This window comes from Bacillus sp. AR13-1 (assembly GCF_008042285.1).
Taxonomy (GTDB): domain Bacteria; phylum Bacillota; class Bacilli; order Bacillales; family Bacillaceae_G; genus Bacillus_A; species Bacillus_A mycoides.
This window is the reverse complement of the sequence record NZ_QNUA01000005.1, coordinates 94,017-118,002: the sequence shown is the minus strand read 5'-3', so window position 1 is coordinate 118,002 and position 23,986 is coordinate 94,017. Positions and strand designations below refer to the sequence as shown.

The window sequence follows — 23,986 nt, the reverse complement described above, 5'->3', positions numbered from 1 at the left end:
TAAATATAAAAAAATTGTCAAAAGAAGAGGGTTCAAAATTTACTGAAAATTCTTTATTATATAAGGGAGGCATAGAAATAAAGGAGGATGTTATATGAAGAGAGAGGAATTGTTAGCGCCGCCGTCTTATAATTTAGTTTCGGAAATAGAGAAATATACGAGTGATAAAGAGAAGCTTGCTTTAATTTGGCAAGATGATAAAGGGAATAGACGAGAGATTACATATTTTGAATTAATGCAAGGTGCGAATAAAATTGGAAACGCTTTTATAAAAAGTGGCTTACAAAAAGGGGACAAGCTCCTTATTATGATGCCGCGCTTAATTGAAGCTTACATGACGTATATTGCTGCGATTAAAGCAGGATTTGTCGTTATTCCAAGCTCAGAAATGTTGCGTAAAAAAGATATTGAGTACCGTATTGGGCACGGAGAAGTGAAAGCAATTGTAAGTTACGAACCGTATATTGGACAATTCGACGGCGTAGAAGCGGTCGAATCTCTTCAAAAATTCGTTTTGAGCGAGCGTTCAGTAGATGGATGGACGAATTTAAAAACAGCATTAGAAACGGAAAGTGATACGTTAGAAATGGCGAAGACGGATAAAGAAGATATGGTCTTTTTATCTTATACGTCAGGGACGACAGGAAATCCAAAAGGAGTTGTTCATACGCATGCATGGGCATACGCTCATTTACGTACAAGCGCCCCGAACTGGCTCGGAATCGAAGAAGAAGATGTTGTATGGGCAACGGCTAGTCCAGGTTGGCAAAAATGGATTTGGAGCCCGTTTGTAGCGACTCTCGGTTCAGGTGCAACAGGATTTGTATACAATGGTAAGTTTGAACCAAAAACGTATTTAAATTTATTAGGCGATAATAAGGTGAATGTGCTTTGTTGTACGCCGACTGAGTATAGATTAATGGCAAAGGTAGAAAATTTAAGTGAGTACAATTTAGAAGCGTTACATAGCGCTGTATCAGCTGGTGAGCCGTTAAACAGGGAAGTTATTGAAACGTTCCAAAGGCATTTTGATATTACGGTAAGAGACGGTTATGGGCAAACGGAAAACACATTACTCGTTGGGATAATGAAAGGGATGGACATTAGACCAGGATCAATGGGAAAACCGACGCCAGGAAACCATGTTGATATCGTAAATGAAGAAGGAACTCCTGTACAGGTAGGAGAAGTTGGTGATATTGCAGTTCACATTGAAACACCAGCACTCTTTAAACAATATTATAAAGACGATGAGCGCACAGCGATGCAATTCCGCGGTGATTATTATATTACCGGTGATAAAGCGAAAAAAGATGAAGAAGGCTATTTTTGGTTTGAAGGTCGCGGTGATGATATTATTATTAGCTCTGGTTATACAATCGGACCGTTTGAAGTCGAAGATGCACTTGTAAAACATCCATATGTAAGAGAATGTGCGGTTGTCGCAAGCCCTGATGAAATTCGCGGAAGTGTCGTGAAGGCATTTATCGTATTAAGAGAGAATATAGACAAGAACGAAGAAACATTAATTCCAGTGCTCCAACAACACGTCAAAGAATTGACTGCACCATATAAATACCCTCGCAAAATTGAATTTGTAGATGAACTACCAAAAACGATTTCCGGAAAAATTCGCCGTATTGAACTTAGAAAACAAGAGATGGAGCTGCCTTCAAAATAATTTTGAAAATAGTGAAGTAAATAGTTGAATGAAATGTTAAATGTATGATATTATAAAAACGAACATAAGTTCGATTTTATAAATTAAAAAAAGAGGTGTCCGTATGATTTTAGGTATTAATCCGTACTTAGTTTTAGATGGTGGTGGGCAAGAGGCTGTACAGCTTTATAAAGAGGCGTTAGACGCAAAAGTAGAAGTAATGCAAACTTTTGGTGAGATGCCTGAAAATCCAGAATACCCAATTCCAGCTGAAGCGAAAGAGCGCGTTGCACATGCTCATTTGAAAATTGGTAATACGGAACTTATGATTTCTGATACATTCCCAGGTCAGGGGCATACGATTGGATCTCAAGTGACAATTGCAGTTCGAATTAGTAATGCAGAAAAAGCGAAAGAAGTATTCGATAAGTTACAAGAAGGTGGAGAAGTTATTATGCCACTTCAAGAAACTTTCTGGAGCCCAGCTTACGGACAAGTAAAAGATAAATTTAGCATTGAATGGCAAATTACAACGAATCCTACTGAACAAAATTAATTTTTGGAAAAGTACCATTTTTAATCGAAATGGTGCTTTTTTTATACGAATGAATTTCGTAGACTAAAGGGAAAAGGGGGATGAGTATATGGGAGAAATTTGGTATGGCGGCACCATTTACACTATGCGAGAAGAGAATGAAAAAGTAGAAGCTACTTACGTTGAAAATGGCGTCATTGTTGATATAGGGAATAAAGAAGAGTTAGAAAACCGATATTCAGAAGTGAAGTTATATGACTTAAAAGGGAAAACGATGATTCCAGGGCTGGTTGATAGCCATATGCATCTTATTGGGCATGGGGAGAGGTTACTTCGTCTAGATCTATCAAATTGCAAATCTTATAGCGAAGTACTTACTCTTGTTCAGAAGCGCGTAGAAGAAGCGCCAAAAGGATCTTGGATTATCGGAGAAGGATGGAATGAAAATAATTTTACAGGTACAAAACAAGTTCATGTACGTGATTTAGATGAAATCTCTAAAGAACATCCGATTTTATTAAAGCGTGTTTGTCGTCACGTGACATGGGTGAATTCATACATATTGCAAGAAGCGAACATAACAGAAGCGACGCAAGATCCAAAGGGCGGGAAAATTGGCCGTGATGCGTCAAATAATTTAACAGGACTTTTATATGAGCAAGGACAAGAGTTAATTAAACATGTTCAGCCCGAAATAGATGGAGTGTATTTGCAAAGTGCGCTGCAAACAGCGATTTCAGACTGCTGGCAATACGGACTCGTTGGCGGACATACGGAAGACTTAAATTATTATGGCGGCTTTCAAAAAACGTACAATGCGTTTTCACACGTTATAAAAGAAATGCGGTTTAAAGCGCATTTACTCGTTCACCATGAAGTAGCGAATGAACGAAAAGAATATGAAAATGAGCACTATATTGAATTTGGTGCGATGAAAATTTTTTCTGACGGCTCTTTTGGCGGAAGAACAGCTTTATTAAGTGAACCGTATGAAGATGCGAAGGAAACAAATGGAGTTGCCATTTTCTCACGTGAAGAGCTTGCAGGTTTAGTGAAAAAAGCACGAGATTTACATATGCCAGTTGCGATTCATACAATTGGTGATTTATCGCTTGAATATGTCATTGATGCGCTTGAATTACATCCACCAGCAGAAGGATTACGTGACCGTATTATTCATTGTCAGCTAGCTCGTGAAGAGTTGATTGAAAGAATGAAACAATTGCCAGCTATTATTGATATTCAACCAGTCTTTGTTTCATCGGATTTTCCATCAGTGATTGAAAAACTAGGAGACCATCGTCTTCGTTATGCGTATGCTTGGAAGAAGTTACTGGATGCAGGATTACACTGTAATGGAGGCTCTGATGCTCCAATTGAACAAGTGAATCCGTTTTTAGGTATATATAGTGCTGTTACACGTAGAAGTTTTATTGATGGTGTATGTTATATCCCAGAAGAAAGATTAACGGTATATGAGGCTGTTTCTTTATTTACAACAGGAAGTGCGTATGCAATTGGAAAAGAAGGAAAGCGAGGACAAATTACAAAAGGATATGAAGCAGACTTTACGATATTAGACCGCAATATTTTTGAAATTGAGGCGGAAGAAATAAAAGAAGTACAGGCAGAAATGACCGTCATTGATGGGAAGATTGTTTATAGAAAAGACGTCTAAAAATTTGAGGGAGCGGCTCCGAAAATACATTTTGGTGCTGCTTCCTCTTTTTAGATAGGTTGATGATGTCGGTAAATTGATATTTTGGGTAAAATCGTTGATATAATTTCATATACTGTTGTCCTGTTCCAAAATGTTTTGTGAAACAGCGTCAAGTTGCATTTGATAAATAAAAAACCCTCGAATTATGGAAATTCCATAATTCGAGGGTTTTTTGATTACTATAAAAACGTTCTCTGTACTTTTTCCCAGAAAGAGTTGTTTTTTAATTTAACAGTTTTAATTTGTTTATCGCTTAAACGAACAACGGCTTTTTCCACTTGTTTAATGCTAAGTGCTTCGTTATCCATTCCGATAACAGGATAATCATTTCCATCTGGTTTAAGTGTTAAAGTTAACGTACGCTCGTGATTTAAAAGGAACGGTGACCCGAGTGTACGGTATGTGTTGTTATTTAAAGATGCTAGTTCGCTTACTTGGAAACATGGGATAAGTGGATCGACAACTGCACCATGTAATGATTTATTGTAAGCGGTACTTCCTGTTGGTGTGGAGATAACTAATCCATCACCTCTAAAGGTTTCGAAATGTAAATTGTCGACGTGTACATCTACGACAAATGTTTTAATGATACTAGAGCGTAATGTGAATTCATTTAAACAATGGAAAGATGTACCGTGATCTACATCTACTTTAATTGTTGGATATTTTCGCACTTCAATTTCGTTTTTTGTGATTTCTTGAAGGGCTGTATCAACGTGATCGATGTGGAAATCGCAGTAGAAAGAAATTTCATCTTTCGTAGAAATACCTGCGTATAAGCAATCTTCTCTAAAGCCGGTTTTACGAACGGCTTGTAAGAAAGTCCCATCATCTCCAACGCTGACGATAGCGTTTGCATTTTTTGGATGATCTAATATGGTAAATCCATTCTCCTCTAAAATACGATATACTGGTTTCATTTTTTCAACGAGCGTTACTTTGTCATCACCATAAAAGAAAAATAAATTGCGACGATTTGCCATTATGTATCCCTCCACTGCAGTCAAATTTTCTAGTCTTAGTGCTACATATCGTCAGAGTATGTTTCTGGATGATATGTTCAAATAGTATATTTCGATATAAATTGTCAAAATTCCTTTTTATTTTTAGAAAAATTTTTATATTCAATTTTATCAAAGTCTGTTTAATGATGAATAAACTTGTCGATAATGGGTATGGAGTGAAAGGATGGTACGAATGAAGTGGCTCGTAATTGGAATGATAATTCTTCTACTTTTTATTTTGCTTATACTATTATCGAAAATATCGCTTAAGGTGACGTTTTTATATTCAGAAATGGAAAAACAATGTTTGTTTCAAGTGAAAATATGGATGATTCGATATACGTTTGATGTATTGGAAAGAATTGAAAAACAGCAGAAGAAGACAGGACAAAAAATTAAAAAAGCTGAAGAGGACGGCGGAATAGATAATAAAATTATGGCACAACTCGATAGTATAGGGGAACTGATAAAAAAGCTTCAAGACGTTCATACTATTGTTAAAGATTTTCTCAAAAGAGTGAAAATCAATGGTTGGAAATGGCATACGCAAATTGGAGCAGGCGACGCGGCTAGTACTGGAATTATCACTGGATATGCATGGGGGACAAAAGGAATGGCTGCTGGAGTTGTAGGACAATATATGCATATTGTCGACGTACCAGAATTTGAAATTACTCCTGTTTTTCAAGGAAAGGGATTTGCATCAAGATGCGAGTTAACAGCATCTTTTCGTATATTCCGTACTGTAAAAACAGCGATAAAATTACTCATGTTTATGAGAAAGCAAAAATCTGGTATGACAGAAAAATCTGTTCAAGCATAGGGGGGATATAGAATGGACCATCCAATTCAAGGTTTAATGACAACCGCAATGCAGCATTTAAAACAAATGACTGATGTAAATACAATTGTTGGTGACCCAATTAAAGCGGCAGATGGAAGTGTAATTCTTACAGTTTCGAAAGTCAGTTTTGGATTTGCTGCTGGTGGAAGTGAATTTGGTAAAGTAGAACATTCAGGCCGTCATCCATTTGGCGGGGGAAGTGGTGGAGGAGTTTCTATTAATCCTGTTGCCTTTCTTGTTATAAATGGAGAAGGTGTGAAAGTATTACACTTAGATAAGCAAACACACGTCATCGATAAAATAATTGAATTAGCGCCACAAGCTGTTGATAAAGTGAAAGAAATGATGGATAAACGAAAAGAAGATGATCCTGAATTTCAAATTTAACGAATAAAGAAGCTGATCAGTGGATTAGCTTCTTTAATTTTTTTGTAAATAAAGCGATTTTATTTGCATTATCGATAGGGACAAACTATCATTTACATTGTACATATTTTGTTTAAAATAAGGGAGGATTTTTAAGTGGCAAATGTAACTTTTAAAGGTAACCCAATGACTTTAGTTGGAACAGAAGTTAAAGTTGGCGATCAAGCGCCTAACTTCCAAGTATTAGCAAATGACTTATCTCCAGTAAGTTTAGAAACATACAAAGGTGAAGTGAAATTAATTAGTGTTGTACCTTCAATCGACACAGGTGTATGTGATGCACAAACTCGTCGTTTTAACGAAGATGCAGCAGGTATTGAAAACGCGAAAGTATTAACAATTAGCGCTGATTTACCATTCGCTCAAAAACGCTGGTGTGCAGCAAACGGTTTAGAAAATGTTGTAACACTTTCTGATCACCGTGACCTTTCATTCGGTGAAGCTTACGGCTTAGTAATGAAAGAACTTCGTTTACTTGCTCGTGCAGTATTCGTAGTAGATAGCAATGACAAAGTAGTTTACGCAGAATACGTAGGCGAAGGTACAAGCCATCCAAACTATGAAGCAGCATTAGAAGCAGCTAAATCTGCGAAGTAATGTAAATGAAGACGACCTCTCATTAAAGTTTTACTTTAGAAGAGGTCGTCTTTTCTCATGTATTGTTAACTGAACCAATACATGAGAAAAGACGTTACATCATAAACAACTTGAAGGGGAGCTCTTTGCAAGAGGTCGCTTTTTCTTTTGGGAAAAATTTAGATTATGGTATGATATAAGTTATGTGTAAAAGAGAGAAGGAGGAATGTACGTGAGTCAGGCAGTAGAAACATTATTTTCTATTTTTGATTCTTCTACGGTAGTTTTACGTAAAGAATTAGATGTAACATATTTAGAGGCGCTTGTAGAAACAGGTGATAACTTGTTTGAAGGAGCGATTTTACAAGAGGAATTATCCGAATCAACAATTGAAAGGTTGAATCGTGAATATAGTACGTTTAATGAAGAAACATATAAAGGGGAAGAAATTCGTAAAGCATTTCAGCTAGCCATTTTAAAAGGAATGAAAGAGGGCGTACAAGCGAATCACGAAATGACGCCAGATGCAGTTGGAATGTTCATGAGCTACTTATTCCATAAATTTATGCAAGGTCAAAAAGAAATTACTGTTTTAGACCCTGCAATTGGAACTGGTAACTTAATGACTACATTGTTTAATAGCGCCAAAGAAGAACTAACAATGAGTGGATTTGGTGTAGAAGTGGATGAGGTGTTAATTAAACTTGCTTTAGTAAATGCAAATTTACAAAAGCATGCAATCGAATTCTTCCACCAAGATGGACTAGCACCACTTTATATTGATCCAGTTGATGCAGTCGTTTCAGATTTACCAATTGGTTATTATCCAAATGAAATTGTTGCAAGTGAATATACATTAAAAGCAGATGAAGGAATGTCATATGCACATCACTTATTTATTGAACAAAGTGTGAAACATACGAAAGAAGGCGGGTATTTATTCTTCTTAGTACCAAACTTCATTTTTGAAAGTGATCAAGCGCCAAAGCTACATGCATTCATTAAAGAGACATGCTTTATTCAAGGATTATTACAGCTTCCTGTTTCCATGTTTAAAAACGAGAAAAATGCAAAAAGTATATTTGTTCTCCAAAAGAAAGGCCAAGGTGTAACAATGCCGAAACAGGCACTACTAGTGGAATTACCTAAATTCTCTAACATGAAGGCTATGGAGAACATTATGGATCAATTGAATACTTGGTTTGCAACACATAAATAATACGATATATATGTAACAGGGTTAGTAATTAATGTAGTACAGTTTTATAGGATATGTAATGTTTTTTAATATATACAAGATTTAACTGAATTTTTTTGAAATCTGTAATATATTTTTTTTCTTGGTGTTATAATTTTTTCACTTGAAATATATGTCGGACGATGTTTAAATTAAAATCGTGAGTATAAAATTTACTAATGATGAAACGTTTTCATAATGAGTGAATTTAATTAGATAAAATCGAGCGGTTTGTGGAATGATCCACACAACTACCAAGAGAAAAAGGGGCGAAAGACTAGATGTCAAAAATCATCGCGATTAACGCAGGAAGCTCTTCCTTAAAGTTCCAATTATTTGAAATGCCAAGTGAAACAGTATTAACAAAAGGTTTAGTAGAACGTATCGGTTTAGAAGATAGTATCTTCACTATTACTGTAGATGGCGAAAAACAAAAAGAAATTACAAACATCCCAGATCATGCAGTAGCAGTTAACATGCTTCTTAAGAAATTAACTGAAAACGGAATCGTAAAATCTCTTGATGAGATTGGCGGTATCGGTCACCGTGTTGTACACGGCGGCGAAAAATTTGCTGATTCTGTTTTAATTGATGCTGAAGTATTAGCTGATATCGAAGAATTAAGCGATTTAGCACCACTTCACAACCCAGCAAACCTTGTTGGTATTAAAGCATTCCAAGAAGTACTACCAAACGTACCAGCAGTAGCAGTATTTGATACAGCATTCCACCAAACAATGCCGGAATCTGCATTCCTATACAGCTTACCATATGAATACTATGAGAAATTTGGCATCCGTAAATACGGTTTCCACGGAACTTCTCATAAATACGTAACAGAGCGTGCGGCTGAATTATTAGGTCGTCCACTTGAAAGCTTAAGCCTACTTTCTTGTCACTTAGGTAACGGTGCAAGTATCGCAGCAGTAGAAGGTGGTAAGTCTATCGATACTTCTATGGGCTTCACTCCACTTGCTGGTGTAACAATGGGTACACGTTCTGGTAACATTGACCCTGCGTTAATTCCATACATCATGGAAAAAACAGGCCAAACTGTAGAAGAAGTAGTTAGCGTATTAAACAAGAAGAGTGGTATGTTAGGTCTTACTGGTTACTCTAGTGACCTACGTGACATCATTGCGAAAGAAGAAGAAGGCGACCACCGTGCGAAAGTAGCACTTGACGTGTTCGTGAGCCGTATCCATAAATACATCGGTTCTTACACAGCTCGTATGAAAGGCGTTGACGCTATCATCTTTACAGCTGGTGTAGGTGAAAACAGTGCAATTATTCGTGAGCGCGTATTAGAAGGCCTTGAGTACATGGGCGTATACTTCGACGTAAAACGCAATAACGTATTCGGTGAAGAAGCATTCATCAGCTTCCCACACTCTCCAGTAAAAATTATCGTAATTCCAACTGACGAAGAAGTTATGATTGCTCGTGACGTATTACGTCTTGGAGATATTGGTTAATATACTATATGAAAAAAAAGACGAGATCCTATAGGATCTCGTCTTTTTTCTTTTGGATATATTTCAAAATTCCATCCGGATATAGTAATTTTTCTTTTTGAATGAATGCAGTGAGGGAAATCCATTTTGCATATGACAGTGTTTGTTCATCTGATATATTCAGTATTTCCATTTCATATAGTGACATGTCTAATAAGCGTAAAGAATATAGCTGAATGATTTCATGACCAATTTCTCCATCTAGATGAAAGATGTTTTCTAAGCAGCCTAAATAATTGGTGATTTCCACTTCTGTGTGAAGCTCTTCTTGAAATTCGCGAATAACAGTATGTGCTGATTTTTCACCAAGTTCAATTGATCCGCCAAGAGGTCGGTAATATGTTTCATCGCCTGTATGATATTCTTGTACGAGAAGGCGACCGTGATGTATAGCGATGCCAAAAGCTTTTGCACGTGGATACATATATAATCACTCCTTATTTATTTTGTATAAGGATGATTATAAGGCAGGGTGTGATAAAAGGTGACGTGTATTTAAGCGTTTGGCCGAATTGTGATGCCATTAAATAAGTCATTCCAAAATGCTTCATTGTACTGGTATATATCCATCACTGGGCATTTTATAACACAAATATTTTGTAATCCCCAATCTTCTTGGGCGATAGTTGGTACATCTTCAGGAATGAGTAATAGGACAGAGAATGTATGTTTAACTATTTGAGATAAAATTTGTTCCAAGGAACGTGCTTCTTCGTATGTTCCTCCCGTTCGAATAAACAATGTGGATTCTGCCGTTTCGATTGTAGTTAGAAAACGATTAATTCGATGCTCATAGTTTAACTTAATTTCTGTATAAGAAGGCCAGGATGTTGGTGTGTTTACATCTGTTTTAAAGTCGTGACAGGAGTCGATTTCATATAGGTTGTCACGGAGTCTTAATTTCGCATCATCATCCCAAAATGAGATGAAGGATAAGTTTTCGAACTGTAAAAAACGGTCAAATCGATTTTGTAATAATAAATTCACTTTTTCTAATGAAGGGCTTAGCATAAAATCGATAACACCAAAAAATGGTGATAATTCGAATTGATATAAAGCCCAAGCAGGCCAGCAGTTTTGTCCTAAGCTGAATACTGCATTATATTCTTTTTTTATATTGGATAGATTCATGTGATTCATCTCATCCTTTTTGCTAATATTTTATGTCACTAAAAAATGGTATGTGAATAAAGATAGACAAGCATATTTGCAAAGAAGAAGCAGAAATATGTTACAATAGAAAAAAATCGAACGAGGTGGTTGTTACGATGCGATCGAAGCGAGAACAAGCCATTTTAGACAATATAAAAGAGTGGGAAGGGCAATTAGTAGAGCAAGAAGCGACCGATTTTCAAAAGATGTTTGATAAGTGGTTGCATACGACAATTGCGAAACTGCCTGAGAAAAAACGAAAAGACTTTTTTACGAAAGCAGATGGATGGCTCTTTCATTTGCATGCGCTTATTCAAAGTTCACAATCACAGCTAGATGCACGTAATCGTATTTTAGGAACGTCGAGATTATTTGATGAATCGATTGAGCAACTTGAAGATTTGAAGGCGTTATCTATTGATCAATTAACATACATAGCAGAGCAGCAAACAGCACGTCATCGTCTATATTCATTCGTACAAGGCGGAGCAACAGGTGCTGGTGGTTTATTATTATTAACGGCTGATTTTCCGGTTATGATTGCGTTAAATGTGAAGGCTGTCCAACTTGTTGCGACATCATTTGGGCATGATGTGAACAAGCCGTATGAAATGATGCTTGCGTTAAAAGTATTCCATGCAGCATTATTGCCGGCGAGACTTCAGCAATATGCATGGTACAATTTACTGAGAGAACTCGAACAAGAGGATTCATTCTTCTATGAAGGAGACGAAGCAGTATTAAAGCCAGCTTCTACTGAGGTTGTGTTAAAACAAATTTTGAAGACGTTTTCGATTTATGCTCTTCGTCGTAAAGTATTCCAAGGCATTCCTGTACTCGGAATGGCGATTGGCTCTACAGTGAACTATCGCTTAACGAGGAATGTTACTGAATTTGCAAATAAGTTTTATCAAGTACGCTACATATTAGAAAAAGAAAAGAGAGCATGAAAAAAAGCGAGAGGCCGAAGCCTTTCGCTTTTTAGTTTGTCGCATGTTTTTTGGATATTGGAATAGAAACGGGTTGCTTTGCTGCTTTCTTTTCTGTTTTTGGATAGTAAATTAAATCCAATGTTTTTGCCTGTACGGCAATCGAAAGAATAGTAAAAGCAATTTCTGTCCAATTTAAATAATATAATGAAAGCGCAAGAACAATCGCGTCAAAGACGAAGAAAATTTGCCCAATTGTAAACCGAGTTCGTTTACTTAATATAATTGTTAAAATATCGTCTCCACCGGTTGCACCGCCAAATCGCAATATAAAACCGAGTCCAATACCAGCTAACGCACCGCCAACTACTGCAGCTACAAATAAATTATTTGATAAATCTACCGTAAAAGGAGAATAATTTTCCATAAGGGAATAAAATACTCCAAATGAAAGTGAACCTAAGAATGAATAGCCAACCATTTTTCTACCTAAAAATGAAGCACATAGTAAAATAATAGGGATATCCATTACTACAGTTGAAATAGATGGTGAAATATCATAAAAATTTTGGATAAATAGTGCAATACCTACAAAGCCACCTTCTGTTAAGTGGTTTTGGAAGTGAATGTGATATAGCGCTGCTGCTAATATAAATGAACCGATTAAAACCATAAAAACTTCTTTAATAATTTGTCGACTTTGGATGTTCCTCATCGTTATTCCTTCTTTCCGTAGTTAGTAGTCCTTTTGGTGTTGTAAACTAACTACGAGCTCACATGTAGCTTTCAGTTAGTTTACGAAAAAAACTAACTACGCTATATGTCGCTGAAGAAATAACGAATAATCCTCTCGTCCATCAATTCTCCCTACCTTCGTTTTAGTTTAAGTCTTAAAGCGACTAAACAAAACGGGGAGTAGGATTCTTCATTTAGCAATCCTGCTCTTCTTTGTTTTGTTTAGCTAGTAACAATTAAGTCCTAAACAAAACGCTATGTGTAAGAAGAGTCTTTTTTTTGCCAAATTATCCTTCGGGCAATCATAATTTCCCCACTCTCGTATTTTTTTTTGCTAGACTAAAGTATCTGAGCTAAAAAATACGCTACGTGTATGATTCGTCAATACGATGCCACATGCTCCTTCGAGCGATCATGATATCAAAATCCCTTCCTTCAAGATTTATATTATTATATCATACTTTCAAAAAATACATGCGGATGGAAACCGACAATAACCGGAGGGAATCTACAAAAAATGTTATGTTTAAATATTTTTGTAGAAAAGCCTAAGTTATTTCGTAGAACTGGACAACTTTTAGAAGTTTGTCCAATAAGTAAGAAAAGAAGGGTTTTTATTCAATTGTATTGTTCTCATCACTTTTATCTTTAAAAAATGCATCCCAGCTAATGATACTTAAAAAAGTTAAAGCGATAATAATGAAAGCTCGCATAAGTTTGAGACCTCCTTTTGTACATAGTATATGAATAATTTGTTTCGGAATGTGTCATTTTTTTACAAGCTCTAACTATTATGAGAGTATATTAATATAGATAGATGAGGGGGAGAATGGAGATATGCTAAAAGACATGTTTAAAAGAAAAGAATTAAAATGTGTTTCATGTCAGAAAAAGATTCAATATGAAGAAGAGCTAGTTGCTTTTGTAAAGTTGCCGAAAGAAAGAAGTATATTAGTAGGCCCGTTTGATGTATGTTTAGCAAAAACGGCGCAAGAAATATATTGCAAAGCTTGTTACGACAAAAAAGCATGACCCAAATTAATTGAGGGGCATGCTTTTTTCATTGGTGTGCTTTTCCCTCAGATACGTTTTGGGTTAGACGATACCAAAGCCAAAGATCGTTAATAATTGAAGCAAGATCGGCAATTTCTGAATTTAGCTTGCAAGAAATTCCAAAGTCTTCTTCGTTATTTAAGTGGTGTTGTTTAGCGTTAATATGGTGCTCAAGTTCCTTTATGCGATCAGGTATTTTTCCGCGAACTTGCTCCCATTTTAATAAAATAGAATGCTGCGCTTGTTCAGAGATGTCTTCCCATTTTTCTTGTATGTTCGGTACTTCAATTCCTAGATGTTCATTGTATATAAAATACTTTTTCATAGACACCCCTCCATTTCCCTTCCTCTATTTTACATAAAAAAAGAAAGAAGTTCGACGGAATTGTTTGAAAAAAATTTATAAATTCCCCTTGATTCATTTTATGAAAGGTGATAAAGTTTGGATTATTATAAGAAAAAATGAATATTTATTCTTTAGGGGGATGCAAAATGGAGAAGAAAAAAGTTGTATTAGCATATTCCGGAGGTCTTGATACTTCCGTTGCAATTAAATGGTTACAAGAGAAAAATTATGATATTATCGCGCTTTGCTTAGATCTAGGGGAAGGTAAAGACTTAGCGTTTGTAAAAGAAAAAGCACTTTCAGTAGGTGCAATTAAATCATATATGATTGATGTTCAAGAAGAATATGCGAATGAATATGCATTGATAGCGATGCAAGCTCACACGTTATACGAAGGGAAATATCCTCTTGTCTCTGCATTATCTCGTCCGCTTATTGCAAAAAAATTAGTAGAAATTGCAGAGCAGGAAGGCGCAAGTGCAGTTGCACATGGATGTACAGGAAAAGGGAATGACCAAGTTCGTTTTGAAGTTTCTATTCAAGCGTTGAATCCATATTTAGAAGTTATTGCGCCCGTACGTGAATGGAAATGGTCACGTGAAGAAGAAATTGCATATGCAAAAGAAAATGATATACCGATTCCAATTAATTTAGATAGCCCGTTTTCAATCGATCAAAACTTATGGGGACGCAGCAACGAATGTGGAATTTTAGAAGATCCATGGGCAGCGCCGCCAGAAGACGGCATACGAGATGACGTTGGCATTAGAAGATACACCGAATAAACCAGAGTTTGTAGAAATCGGATTTGAAGCAGGGGTACCGACGACTTTAAACGGCACTGCATACCCACTCTCAGAACTAATTAAAACGTTAAATGCACTTGCTGGAAAACATGGCGTGGGACGTATCGACCATGTAGAAAATCGCCTTGTCGGTATTAAATCTCGTGAAGTATATGAATGCCCAGCAGCAATGACATTAATAACAGCGCATAAAGAACTTGAAGATTTAACACTTGTGAAAGAGGTCGCTCATTTCAAACCGATGATTGAGCAAAAACTAACAGAATTAATTTATAACGGTTTATGGTTCTCACCTTTAAAACAAGCGCTCAATGCTTTCTTACAAGAAACGCAAAAAAATGTAACAGGTACAGTACGTGTGAAATTATTTAAAGGTCATGCGATTGTAGAAGGGCGTAAATCTGAGTACTCTTTATACGATGAAAAATTAGCAACGTATACTGCCCAGGATGAATTTAATCATGATGCAGCAGTTGGATTCATTTCATTATTCGGTTTACCTACGAAAGTATACAGTCAAGTGAATCAAAAGAAGGTGGAAGCGTGAGCAAACTTTGGGGCGGACGTTTTACAGAAGAAGCGGAAGCGTGGGTTGAAGAGTTTGGAGCATCCATCTCCTTTGATCAACAATTAGTAAATCAAGATATAAAAGGGAGTATCGCACATGTAACGATGTTAGCAAAGCAAGGCATTGTTACGAAAGAAGAAGCAGAGAAAATAAAGATAGGGCTTCAATATTTACTAGAGGAAGCGAAACAAAATAAATTGAATTTCTCAGTCGAGGCTGAGGACATTCATTTAAATATTGAAAAGATGTTAATTGAAAGAATCGGTGAAGTAGGAGGGAAACTTCATACAGGCCGAAGCCGTAACGATCAAGTAGCGACAGATATGCATTTGTATTTAAAAGAAAAAGTAGAAGATATTATAAAAGCTACAAAACAATTGCAAACTGTTCTTGTTCATCAAGCGGAAAATAACATTGAAACAATTATGCCCGGCTATACGCACTTGCAACGTGCACAGCCGATTTCATTTGCGCATCATATTCTTGCTTACTTTTGGATGTTAGAGCGCGATGTGAATCGTTATGAAGATTCGTTAAAGCGTATTAACATTTCACCATTAGGAGCAGGAGCACTAGCTGGTACAACATTCCCGATTGACCGAGAATATAGTGCGGAGCTTCTCGGATTTAATGGAATCTATGAAAATAGTTTAGATGCGGTAAGCGATCGTGATTTCATATTAGAGTTTTTAAGTAACTCATCTATGCTTATGATGCACTTATCACGCTTTTGCGAAGAACTTATTTTATGGAGTAGCCAAGAATTTCAATTTATTGAAATGAGCGATCAATACGCAACAGGAAGCAGTATTATGCCGCAGAAGAAAAATCCGGATATGGCGGAACTTATTCGTGGTAAAACGGGCAGAGTATACGGTAATTTATTCAGTTTACTTACAGTAATGAAAGGATTGCCGCTCGCTTACAATAAAGACTTACAAGAAGATAAAGAAGGAATGTTTGATACAGTGAAAACAGTAGAAGGATGCCTTCATATTATGGCAGGCATGCTTGAAACGATGACTGTAAACAAAGAAAAAATGGGGCAAGCTGTGACGCAAGACTTCTCTAACGCAACAGAAATTGCCGACTATTTAGCAAGCAAGGGACTGCCGTTCCGTCAAGCTCATGAAATTGTCGGGAAACTAGTTCTTCATTGTACGCAAAAAGGAATCTATTTATTAGATGTACCACTTGAAACGTATAAAGAAATGAGTCCGTTATTTGAAGAAGATTTATATGAAGTTCTTTCACCTTATGCAGCTGTAAAGCGCCGTAACAGTGCTGGTGGGACAGGGTTTGAGCAAATTGAAAAAGCTTTGGAGAAAGCGAAGGGGTTAGCAATAGAGTTTGTTGGAAGTTAAATGATATATGATATAGAAGGTAAGGTTCTTTTTTAGAAAGTACCTTACCTTTTTGTATTTAGATTTTTAGGTATGTATCTATCATTTCATAATTATGTTTCATAATCATAAAATGATGCTTCTCATGAATCGCTAATAGTTGAATAGATTGAATAAGGTTAGGGTAGTGAGCAATCGGATCTAAAAATACGATATGTCCTGCAATATTTTCTTCTGTATTTTGAACTAGTTTTTTTATTTCATCTGTTTCACGTGAAAGTAAGTCTTCTAATTCTGTTACATTCATAGAATCATAAACTTTTTTTGAAGGGATTAAAATCCAAGGTGCTTTCATTCCTCTGCCATGCTTCTCCTTGTATTCGGCATAAATGTCATGAATTTCAGTTGCGAATGGGGCGTTTTTTCTTAGTTTGGCATAAGGGATAAGAGTGAAAGAGAATTTAATCGCTACTTTTAGCATCCTTGTAATTAAATATAAGTGATAAAAGTGCTCTCCAATAGACCATTTTCCGTCCTCTTTTCTATGCCATAGTTGTTCTTGTGAAAGTGAATGAAGCTCAGGAAGGAACTGGTTTCTTTGCACATGTAATGTGTGAAAATGTTTTGAGATATTTTCAGATTTCATATTCTGGTATCCTCTGCGTTTTTTTCCTAATTATAACATTTTTCGTATAGATGTAATTAAGCCTAGAACAATATGTTCTAGGCTTAAAGCTTCATTGATTAATCATACTTGTGGCGATCTTCTGTAATTCGAATGTATTCAATATCCATTAAATCTCTAAGTAATGCACCGTGACTTAGTTCAACACCATGTTTTTCTTTAAAATGCTCGCGAATCATATCTAACATTTCGATTTCTTTCCCATTCACATCTAAAATAATGCGTTCATAATCATCCATGTAGCATCCTCCTTTTCTAAACACATATATTTTGTCCGTCTATTTCTAAAAAATGTATGTTAACCTAATGTTAGGAAATGAGAAAGGAATGGAAGATGAGACGTATTTATCCCGCATTAACGGGCAGTAAGACCCCCACCTCAAAATTCAGCGAAAGCAAAGAAGTTAGGTGGGGGATCAACTGCCCGTAAAAGCCCGATTGGTTCAACTAATAATCAGTGGGGGATGAACAAAACCCCACTGATTAAAGTTTCACTTTATTTTGTAGGGTTAATTTTGTACACGCTAATTGTATTACACGTTGCATTCCCAGAAGTATTTTCATTTGAGAATGTAACAACAATGCATATAGCAATCTTTATCTTTACTTTATTTGTAGTAGATTGCTGTATTTCTGTATGGCTTTCTAGAAAAAAGAAAGTACAAGAAGTAAAAGATAAAAAAGAAATAGAACGGAAAAAGAGAAAACGTTCATTTTGGATGATGACGTATTGTTTTTCTTTAGTGATTGCTGCTGCATTTTTTAGTGAGCATATTCCACTAGAAAGATTGGATATTGAATTTTGGGCAATTATATTTACATGTTATTTTTTCATGCACTTTCTTCCTTATATGAAAGAAAAGCGAGAGAACAAGAGAGTAAGAGAATAGAAGAAGACATAAAGAAACTTGGAGAACACAAGTGGTATTTAAAATCTAAAATCATATATGTTCTTTGTTTTATTACGCCGCCAATTGGTTATTTGTATGTTTTTTTACTTCGCAAAAAAATGACAGAAGATGCAAAACAAACGTACTTAACGGTTGCGACGTTAATGATGGCGTTATGGTCTTTGAAGTTCCTTCCGCCTTATGTGTTTGCAGTTGTCATTGTTGTTCTAGCTTGTCTCGTATTTGTAGTGAAATATGTGAAATGAAAAACACCAAGCCCATGTGGACTTGGTGTTTTTTTATTATAAATTAAAGATCACCTTGCTCCTCGTCACCACGAACAACAAGGACATCGCATTTCGCATAGCGAATAATATGTTCAGAGACGCTACCAATTAGGAAACGTTCTACAGCATTTAAACCAGTTGCACCACACATAATTAAATCTACTTTATGGTTTGGAGCGATTTCTTTTGAAATTTTAGATTTAGGATTACCAAATTCTAATACAGTTTCCACTTTTTCAAGACCAGCTTCAAGCGCAGTTTTTTTGTAGTCTTCTAATAAGTCTTCTGCAAATAGATTTGCACGTTCAGCAATTGCGCGGCTATAAGCCTCTACTGCTGAGTATGCTTTTACATCAACGATATGAGCAATTGTTAATGTTGCGTTGTTTCGTTTTGCAACTTGAATTGCTTTTTTAAAGGCTTTTTCTGCTTCTTTAGAACCGTCCACCGCAATTAAAATATTTGTATATGTATTATTCATAGTAAATTCCTCCCAATCATTTTTATTACCGTTTACAACTTTATTATAAAACAAATTTTGGTAATGTGCTTGTTGGAAACGTTACAGAATTTTGAAAACTTTGCCTTAATTCATTTTAGTTGTAATTGAAGCGAGAACTTGTTACATATGGAGTATAGCAATTTAAAAGGAGGCATGTTTGTGAGACACGCGCTCATTACAGCCGGTACGAAAGGTTTAGGAAAGCAAGTAACAGAAAAGTTATTGGCTAAAGGATATTCAGTAACAGTAACATACCATAGCGATACAAGTGCTATGGAAACAATGAAAGAAACATATAAAAATATGGAAGAACGTCTACAGTTCGTGCAAGCTGATGTCACGAAAAAGGAAGATTTACATAAAATAGTAGAAGAAGCGATGAGCCGTTTTGGCAAAATTGACTTCTTAATTAATAATGCTGGTCCTTACGTATTTGAAAGGAAAAAATTAGTCGATTACGAAGAAGACGAATGGAATGAAATGATCCAGGGTAATTTAACAGCGGTGTTTCATTTATTAAAACTTGTCGTACCGATTATGAGAAACCAGCAATTTGGCCGTATTATTAACTATGGATTTCAAGGGGCAGATAGCGCGCCTGGATGGATTTATCGTTCAGCCTTTGCAGCTGCGAAAGTCGGACTTGTTTCTTTAACGAAAACAGTCGCATACGAAGAAGCTGAATACGGTATTACTGCGAATATGGTATGTCCTGGTGATATAATTGGTGAAATGAAAGAGGCAACGATTGAAGAAGCACGAAATCTGAAAGGTAGTAACACACCAATTGGTAGATCTGGAACAGGGGAAGATATCGCAAGAACCATTTCGTTTTTATGTGAGGACGATTCTGATATGATTACTGGCACAATTATTGAAGTAACAGGCGCTGTTGATGTTATTCATAGACATCGATAGAATTAAATAAAGTGACGTTTCGAATAATTGGACAGTTTATCCTTTATACTGAGAGGTACGGATAATACTGTCCTTTCATGTAAGATTAAATCTATCGGAAAACTTGTATTATTTTTTTGTCAAATATTGAGATATTATGTTAGAATATAAGAGTATAGAAAGCGCTTTAAAAAATGATTCAGGGGTCATTTCATAACTCAAGGGGGAACTAATAATGCGTATCGGTATTCCAACAGAAATTAAAAACAATGAAAACCGCGTGGCAATGACGCCAGCGGGAGCTGTACATTTAGTACAAAATGGTCATGAAGTTTTTGTTCAAAAAGGATCAGGTGTAGGATCAGGCTTTACAGATGAAGAATACGTACAAGCTGGTGCGAAACTTGTTGAAACTGCTGAAGAAGCATGGAATCAAGATATGGTTATGAAGGTAAAAGAGCCAGTTGAAAGTGAATACGGTTATTTCCGCGAAGGTTTAATTTTATTCACATACTTACACTTAGCTCCAGAGCCAGAATTAACGAAAGCATTAATTGATAACAAAGTGGTATCAATTGCATACGAAACAGTACAATTAGACAATCGTTCTTTACCATTACTTGCACCTATGAGTGAAGTAGCTGGTCGTATGTCTGCGCAAATCGGTGCACAGTTCCTTGAGAAAAACAAAGGTGGTAAAGGTATTTTACTTGCAGGTGTTCCAGGGGTGAAACGCGGTAAAGTAACAATTATCGGCGGTGGTCAAGCTGGTACAAACGCAGCGAAAATTGCAGTAGGTTTAGGTGCAGATGTAACAATCATCGACTTAAGTGCAGAACGTCTTCGTCAATTAGATGACATTTTCGGAAACCAAGTAAAAACGTTAATGTCTAACCCGTATAACATTGCAGAAGCTGTAAGAGAATCTGATCTTGTAATCGGTGCAGTATTAATCCCAGGTGCAAAAGCGCCAAAACTTGTAACAGAAGAAATGATTCAATCAATGGAACCAGGTTCTGTCGTTGTAGATATCGCGATTGACCAAGGTGGTATTTTCGAAACAACTGACCGTATTACAACTCACGACAACCCAACTTATGAGAAACATGGTGTTGTTCATTATGCAGTTGCAAATATGCCAGGTGCGGTTCCACGTACATCAACTCTTGCATTAACAAACGTAACAGTACCATATGCAGTACAAATTGCTAACAAAGGCTACAAAGAAGCTTGCCTAGGCAACACTGCATTATTAAAAGGTATTAACACATTAGATGGATACGTAACATTCGAAGCAGTTGCAGAAGCGCACAGCTTACAATATGCAGATGCAAAAGAGCTTCTTGAAAAAGCTCCTGCTTTATCATAATAGAAATAAAATAAAGACCTTTCCTTTGTAGGAAGGGTCTTTTTGTTTAAACTAATTATCTAATTTCTTCACAATTTTCAAGCCGAACATCATTGTGAAGAAAAGAATTCCAAACAAGTAATACAGGGCATACTCTACTCGTATCGTCGAATTTTCGTTAGTGATATATAAAACAAATAGTATCGCAGAGCCAATTAAATGAGAAAGACCGAAAATTTGCGCCATAAATTTTAAGCCCATTTTTTCAATTCTTTCATCTGTCTCAGGTAATGGGTATTTCTCGGACTCTTTCTTTTTGTTCTTAAAGAATATTCGTTTCACTACTAATAGTACCAAGTCTAAGAGTATGTATACGCCAGCGAATAGAAGGACGGAACGAATCTTTTCTTCATCACTACTATTGAAATAAAGAAAAGTCGATCCTAACACTAAAATGGTAAGATGTGAAATGAATTCTTGATTAAAAGTATTTTTCATTCTTTTTCCTCCCCAGTTTTATCTAATTGAAATAAATCTTCTACTTTACAGTTGAAAAACTCACATAATTTCAATGCTAATTCTAAACTTGGGTTGTATTTATTCTTCTCGATAGCGATGAGGGATTGTCTAGTGATTTGAACAGAGGAGGCTAATTGCTCTTGGGTGATGTCTCTAACGACGCGGAATTGTTTCACTTTATTTTTAATCAAATACACAAAGTCTCCTTTTTGTAAATTTGTTACATTTATAATATCCATTTATAGGTAAAAAGTAAATAAAACTTTACAAAAAGTAAATAAAACTTTACGTGAAATATAGCTTGTTATAATGTTATTTTTTGTGATAATTTGGAATTGAGTGAAAAATGAAAGTCAAAAGAGGAGATTCAATGGGAAGCAAAAAGAGGAAGCAAAAACAAGCTAAAAGACAAAAGTACATAAAGAAAAAACAGGAACAGAACATACCTTTTTCACAAAAAGTAGTCATTATGATAGAAAAAACATTTCGGTATATTTGTATGGCTCTGTATGTAATTTTGTGTATGTATTCATTTGGAGTGTTTTACAGTTTTGAGATAACTCCTAATATTATTGAGAGTATTTTAGTATTTATCCTTGTTGCAATAGAATTAGTCTTATTCGTTATATTTTTTGATACAGTATGGCCTAGTCATGAAAGTAAGAGTGATAGGAAAAGAAAAAAGAGAAAAAAATCTTCCTATGCTTCAAGCTCATCAAGTGGATTTGGTGACTATAGTAGCAACGATTGTAGCAGCTCAAGTGATGGTGGAGGTGACTGCGGAGGCGGTGGCGACTAAGTTAGTTTTTTCAGAAGAACGACTAATGAAAGGATGGGACGAAAGATGGAAACTGTGAACTTAATAGAATTAACAAAGGGTATTCAAGATCAACACAAAAACTTTGTTGTTTCAAATATAAATAATCATTGCTTACGAATCGCCGTATTTACTGGTGAATATGATTGGCACTATCATTCTAATTCGGACGAATTATTCATTGTATTAGAGGGAGAATTACTTATTGATTTTCAAGATGGGGAGACAGCAATTTTAAAACCGAACGATTCCATCTTAATTCCAGCATGCACAATTCATAGAACGAGAGCATTAAGGAGAACGGTAAATCTTTGTTTTGAAAATATAGAGGCTGATACGATTAAAGTGGAGCAATTATGAAAAAATTATCTGTAGCCCAGTATAGAAAAATCCTTCCGATTTTAGAAGGTCATACAAGGACAACAACCTTTGCTCATGCGGTATGTGATCAAATGATAGATGGTGAAGTTTTTGCAAACGAGAAGTTAACAGCAGGACTAATTCGTACAGCTAATGGTATCTATTATTTATTTGGTGATACGGATGATCAAAATTATAACGAATATTTATTTGCATATTTAAAAATGGCTATTGAAAAAACAGAGAAGAGATTTACATTGTTCACTTCGAGTGACGAGTGGGAAATGATGTTAGAAGAGCGTTTTAGTAATGCATTTCGGAACATCCCACGAATGACATTTCAATTTCAAAGAGAAGTTTTTGAAGATAGAAAAATAGAATTAAATAAAAATACATATGAAATTAAACGTATTGATAAAAGTGATATAGAACGAAGTAATGAATTTACAGAGGATTATTATAAAGAATATTGGGGATCAAAAGAAGTGTTTTTAAATAACGGCTTTGGTTTTTGTATAGAACAAGATGGGATGATTGTAGCCGAATGCGTCTCAATATTTAGAGGGAATGGTTTTGCTGAAATTGATATTGCAACACATGAAGCACATCAAGGGAAAGGGTTAGCTCAAGCTGTCGCAACACGTTTCATTGAACAGTGTATACAAAATCATATTACACCATGCTGGGATTGTAATGTAGATAATATTCCCTCGCAAAAATTAGCTAGTAAATTAAGCTTCCATAATCCAGTAGAATATGTTTTGTTTGTCCGCAAGAAAATGGGGGAATAAAAGATGAACGTAGAATTAACAAGATTCAAAGTCAAGCCAGGTAAAAGTCATCGCGTAGATGAATGGATGCAGCTTCTTAATGATAATATGAAAGAAGTGCTTTTGACATTAAACGACGAAAAGATGTATGTAGAGACAATTTTCCGGGAAATAAGAGATGGAGAAGAGTACTTATATTGGTATTCTGTGCAAGGAGAAGGCGGGGCTCATGTCGAAAATTCTCATCATGCAATTGATAAAAAGCACTTAGCGTTTTGGTATGAATGTATTGATGAAGAAGCACTGGCTGTCGATCTGAAGACGGAAGTCGTTATGATTCAAGATGTTGTGAAAGAAGCGATGAAATAATAGAGTAGTATTTTGGGGAGAAGCACATCAAAATAGATGTGCTTTTTATTGTGGAAAATTTTTTTAAGAAAAGCTGTATACATTTTGTGCTCTC

General features: G+C 35.8%; 27 protein-coding genes and 2 pseudogenes. 19 read left to right on the top strand and 10 right to left on the bottom strand.

Going from position 1 to position 23,986, the window contains the following annotated elements; genetic code table 11:
• The first annotated feature begins 94 nt into the window (after positions 1-94).
• The 3 genes from mbcS (at position 95) to DN408_RS02385 (ending at position 3,873) form a co-directional block, all read left to right on the top strand.
• Positions 95-1,681, top strand: coding sequence for an acyl-CoA synthetase MbcS (gene mbcS, locus DN408_RS02395; RefSeq protein WP_002167572.1), 1,587 nt, complete (start codon positions 95-97; stop codon positions 1,679-1,681).
• Positions 1,682-1,784: 103 nt separating this feature from the next.
• A complete protein-coding gene (locus DN408_RS02390; RefSeq protein WP_003191807.1) occupies positions 1,785-2,216 on the top strand; it encodes a VOC family protein in 432 nt (143 codons plus the stop codon).
• An 88-nt stretch (positions 2,217-2,304) separates the two neighbouring features.
• Positions 2,305-3,873 carry an amidohydrolase gene (locus DN408_RS02385; RefSeq protein WP_078177716.1) on the top strand — a complete coding sequence of 523 codons (1,569 nt, stop codon included), beginning with the start codon at positions 2,305-2,307 and terminating at the stop codon, positions 3,871-3,873.
• A 221-nt stretch (positions 3,874-4,094) separates the two neighbouring features.
• Here the strand turns inward: DN408_RS02385 and DN408_RS02380 are convergent, their stop codons facing one another.
• Entirely contained in the window at positions 4,095-4,898 is an 804-nt protein-coding gene (locus DN408_RS02380; RefSeq protein WP_002015552.1) for an NAD kinase, read from the bottom strand.
• A 205-nt stretch (positions 4,899-5,103) separates the two neighbouring features.
• Here DN408_RS02380 and DN408_RS02375 point away from each other — a divergent pair, with 205 nt between their 5' ends.
• The 5 genes from DN408_RS02375 to ackA all read left to right on the top strand — a co-directional run bounded on the left by DN408_RS02375 (position 5,104) and on the right by ackA (position 9,477).
• A complete protein-coding gene (locus tag DN408_RS02375; protein WP_147739947.1) occupies positions 5,104-5,742 on the top strand; it encodes a DUF2953 domain-containing protein in 639 nt (212 codons plus the stop codon).
• 12 nt (positions 5,743-5,754) lie between these two features.
• Positions 5,755-6,150 (top strand): GerW family sporulation protein, encoded by a 396-nt coding sequence (gene ytfJ / locus DN408_RS02370; RefSeq protein ID WP_000350005.1) that lies wholly within the window; start codon positions 5,755-5,757, stop codon positions 6,148-6,150.
• A 135-nt stretch (positions 6,151-6,285) separates the two neighbouring features.
• On the top strand, positions 6,286-6,786 hold the full coding sequence (gene tpx / locus DN408_RS02365; RefSeq protein ID WP_002015549.1) for a thiol peroxidase: 501 nt from the start codon (positions 6,286-6,288) through the stop codon (positions 6,784-6,786).
• A gap of 211 nt (positions 6,787-6,997) precedes the next feature.
• Positions 6,998-7,984, top strand: a complete 987-nt coding sequence (locus tag DN408_RS02360) for a class I SAM-dependent methyltransferase (RefSeq protein WP_002088985.1) — start codon at positions 6,998-7,000, stop codon at positions 7,982-7,984.
• Between the two features lie 299 nt (positions 7,985-8,283).
• Complete coding sequence (gene ackA, locus DN408_RS02355; RefSeq protein WP_002129402.1) at positions 8,284-9,477, top strand: acetate kinase; 1,194 nt, start codon at positions 8,284-8,286, stop codon at positions 9,475-9,477.
• Positions 9,478-9,505: 28 nt separating this feature from the next.
• Here ackA and DN408_RS02350 read toward each other — a convergent pair whose 3' ends face one another.
• Positions 9,506-9,940, bottom strand: coding sequence for an NUDIX hydrolase (locus DN408_RS02350; protein WP_050001021.1), 435 nt, complete (start codon positions 9,938-9,940; stop codon positions 9,506-9,508).
• Positions 9,941-10,011: 71 nt separating this feature from the next.
• Positions 10,012-10,647, bottom strand: coding sequence for a DUF1796 family putative cysteine peptidase (locus tag DN408_RS02345; RefSeq protein ID WP_002129398.1), 636 nt, complete (start codon positions 10,645-10,647; stop codon positions 10,012-10,014).
• Between the two features lie 137 nt (positions 10,648-10,784).
• On the opposite strand from DN408_RS02345, the gene DN408_RS02340 reads away from it, so the two are divergent.
• Positions 10,785-11,618 (top strand): EcsC family protein, encoded by an 834-nt coding sequence (locus DN408_RS02340; protein ID WP_002129397.1) that lies wholly within the window; start codon positions 10,785-10,787, stop codon positions 11,616-11,618.
• A 31-nt stretch (positions 11,619-11,649) separates the two neighbouring features.
• Here DN408_RS02340 and DN408_RS02335 read toward each other — a convergent pair whose 3' ends face one another.
• Positions 11,650-12,312 carry a YitT family protein gene (locus DN408_RS02335; RefSeq protein ID WP_002015542.1) on the bottom strand — a complete coding sequence of 221 codons (663 nt, stop codon included), beginning with the start codon at positions 12,310-12,312 and terminating at the stop codon, positions 11,650-11,652.
• 857 nt (positions 12,313-13,169) lie between these two features.
• Between DN408_RS02335 and DN408_RS02330 the strand changes: the two genes are divergently transcribed.
• Positions 13,170-13,364 (top strand): hypothetical protein, encoded by a 195-nt coding sequence (locus DN408_RS02330; protein WP_002034321.1) that lies wholly within the window; start codon positions 13,170-13,172, stop codon positions 13,362-13,364.
• A gap of 28 nt (positions 13,365-13,392) precedes the next feature.
• Here the strand turns inward: DN408_RS02330 and DN408_RS02325 are convergent, their stop codons facing one another.
• On the bottom strand, positions 13,393-13,710 hold the full coding sequence (locus DN408_RS02325; RefSeq protein WP_002129395.1) for a hypothetical protein: 318 nt from the start codon (positions 13,708-13,710) through the stop codon (positions 13,393-13,395).
• 167 nt (positions 13,711-13,877) lie between these two features.
• Between DN408_RS02325 and DN408_RS02320 the strand changes: the two are divergent.
• Positions 13,878-15,084: pseudogene (locus DN408_RS02320) on the top strand (argininosuccinate synthase).
• On the top strand, positions 15,081-16,469 hold the full coding sequence (argH, locus tag DN408_RS02315; protein ID WP_002143374.1) for an argininosuccinate lyase: 1,389 nt from the start codon (positions 15,081-15,083) through the stop codon (positions 16,467-16,469). The pseudogene DN408_RS02320 and the gene argH overlap by 4 nt, the downstream one beginning before the upstream one ends.
• Before the next feature lie 58 nt (positions 16,470-16,527).
• On the opposite strand, the gene DN408_RS02310 is transcribed toward argH, so the two are convergent.
• Together DN408_RS02310 and DN408_RS02305 are read right to left on the bottom strand one after the other, a co-directional pair.
• Positions 16,528-17,094 (bottom strand): DinB family protein, encoded by a 567-nt coding sequence (locus DN408_RS02310; protein ID WP_078177715.1) that lies wholly within the window; start codon positions 17,092-17,094, stop codon positions 16,528-16,530.
• A 98-nt stretch (positions 17,095-17,192) separates the two neighbouring features.
• Positions 17,193-17,372 carry a hypothetical protein gene (locus DN408_RS02305; RefSeq protein ID WP_002129390.1) on the bottom strand — a complete coding sequence of 60 codons (180 nt, stop codon included), beginning with the start codon at positions 17,370-17,372 and terminating at the stop codon, positions 17,193-17,195.
• Between the two features lie 225 nt (positions 17,373-17,597).
• On the opposite strand from DN408_RS02305, the pseudogene DN408_RS02300 reads away from it, so the two are divergent.
• Positions 17,598-18,289, top strand: a pseudogene (locus DN408_RS02300) (hypothetical protein).
• A gap of 43 nt (positions 18,290-18,332) precedes the next feature.
• On the opposite strand, the gene DN408_RS02295 reads toward DN408_RS02300, so the two are convergent.
• Positions 18,333-18,791, bottom strand: coding sequence for a universal stress protein (locus DN408_RS02295; protein WP_001066676.1), 459 nt, complete (start codon positions 18,789-18,791; stop codon positions 18,333-18,335).
• A 147-nt stretch (positions 18,792-18,938) separates the two neighbouring features.
• Here DN408_RS02295 and DN408_RS02290 point away from each other — a divergent pair, with 147 nt between their 5' ends.
• Both DN408_RS02290 and ald read left to right on the top strand, forming a co-directional pair.
• On the top strand, positions 18,939-19,730 hold the full coding sequence (locus tag DN408_RS02290; protein WP_002034312.1) for an SDR family oxidoreductase: 792 nt from the start codon (positions 18,939-18,941) through the stop codon (positions 19,728-19,730).
• Positions 19,731-19,944: 214 nt separating this feature from the next.
• The gene (gene ald / locus DN408_RS02285; RefSeq protein ID WP_002015529.1) at positions 19,945-21,078 is read left to right on the top strand and encodes an alanine dehydrogenase; all 1,134 of its coding nucleotides are present in this window, start codon (positions 19,945-19,947) and stop codon (positions 21,076-21,078) included.
• Positions 21,079-21,129: 51 nt separating this feature from the next.
• Here the strand turns inward: ald and DN408_RS02280 are convergent, their stop codons facing one another.
• Together DN408_RS02280 and DN408_RS02275 are read right to left on the bottom strand one after the other, a co-directional pair.
• Positions 21,130-21,555: a hypothetical protein gene (locus tag DN408_RS02280; protein ID WP_016127532.1), complete on the bottom strand. Its 426-nt coding sequence runs from the start codon at positions 21,553-21,555 to the stop codon at positions 21,130-21,132.
• Positions 21,552-21,815, bottom strand: coding sequence for a helix-turn-helix transcriptional regulator (locus DN408_RS02275; RefSeq protein WP_002003636.1), 264 nt, complete (start codon positions 21,813-21,815; stop codon positions 21,552-21,554). Before DN408_RS02275 ends, DN408_RS02280 begins: the two co-directional genes overlap by 4 nt.
• Before the next feature lie 131 nt (positions 21,816-21,946).
• Here DN408_RS02275 and DN408_RS02270 point away from each other — a divergent pair, with 131 nt between their 5' ends.
• The 4 genes from DN408_RS02270 to DN408_RS02255 are packed head-to-tail and all read left to right on the top strand — an operon-like array spanning position 21,947 to position 23,892.
• On the top strand, positions 21,947-22,375 hold the full coding sequence (locus DN408_RS02270) for a hypothetical protein (RefSeq protein WP_016127530.1): 429 nt from the start codon (positions 21,947-21,949) through the stop codon (positions 22,373-22,375).
• 45 nt (positions 22,376-22,420) lie between these two features.
• A complete protein-coding gene (locus tag DN408_RS02265; protein WP_016127529.1) occupies positions 22,421-22,753 on the top strand; it encodes a cupin domain-containing protein in 333 nt (110 codons plus the stop codon).
• Positions 22,750-23,544, top strand: coding sequence for a GNAT family N-acetyltransferase (locus DN408_RS02260; RefSeq protein ID WP_002129377.1), 795 nt, complete (start codon positions 22,750-22,752; stop codon positions 23,542-23,544). The genes DN408_RS02265 and DN408_RS02260 overlap by 4 nt, the downstream gene beginning before the upstream one ends.
• Positions 23,545-23,547: 3 nt before the next feature.
• Positions 23,548-23,892 (top strand): DUF6176 family protein, encoded by a 345-nt coding sequence (locus DN408_RS02255; protein ID WP_016120886.1) that lies wholly within the window; start codon positions 23,548-23,550, stop codon positions 23,890-23,892.
• Positions 23,893-23,986: the final 94 nt, after the last annotated feature.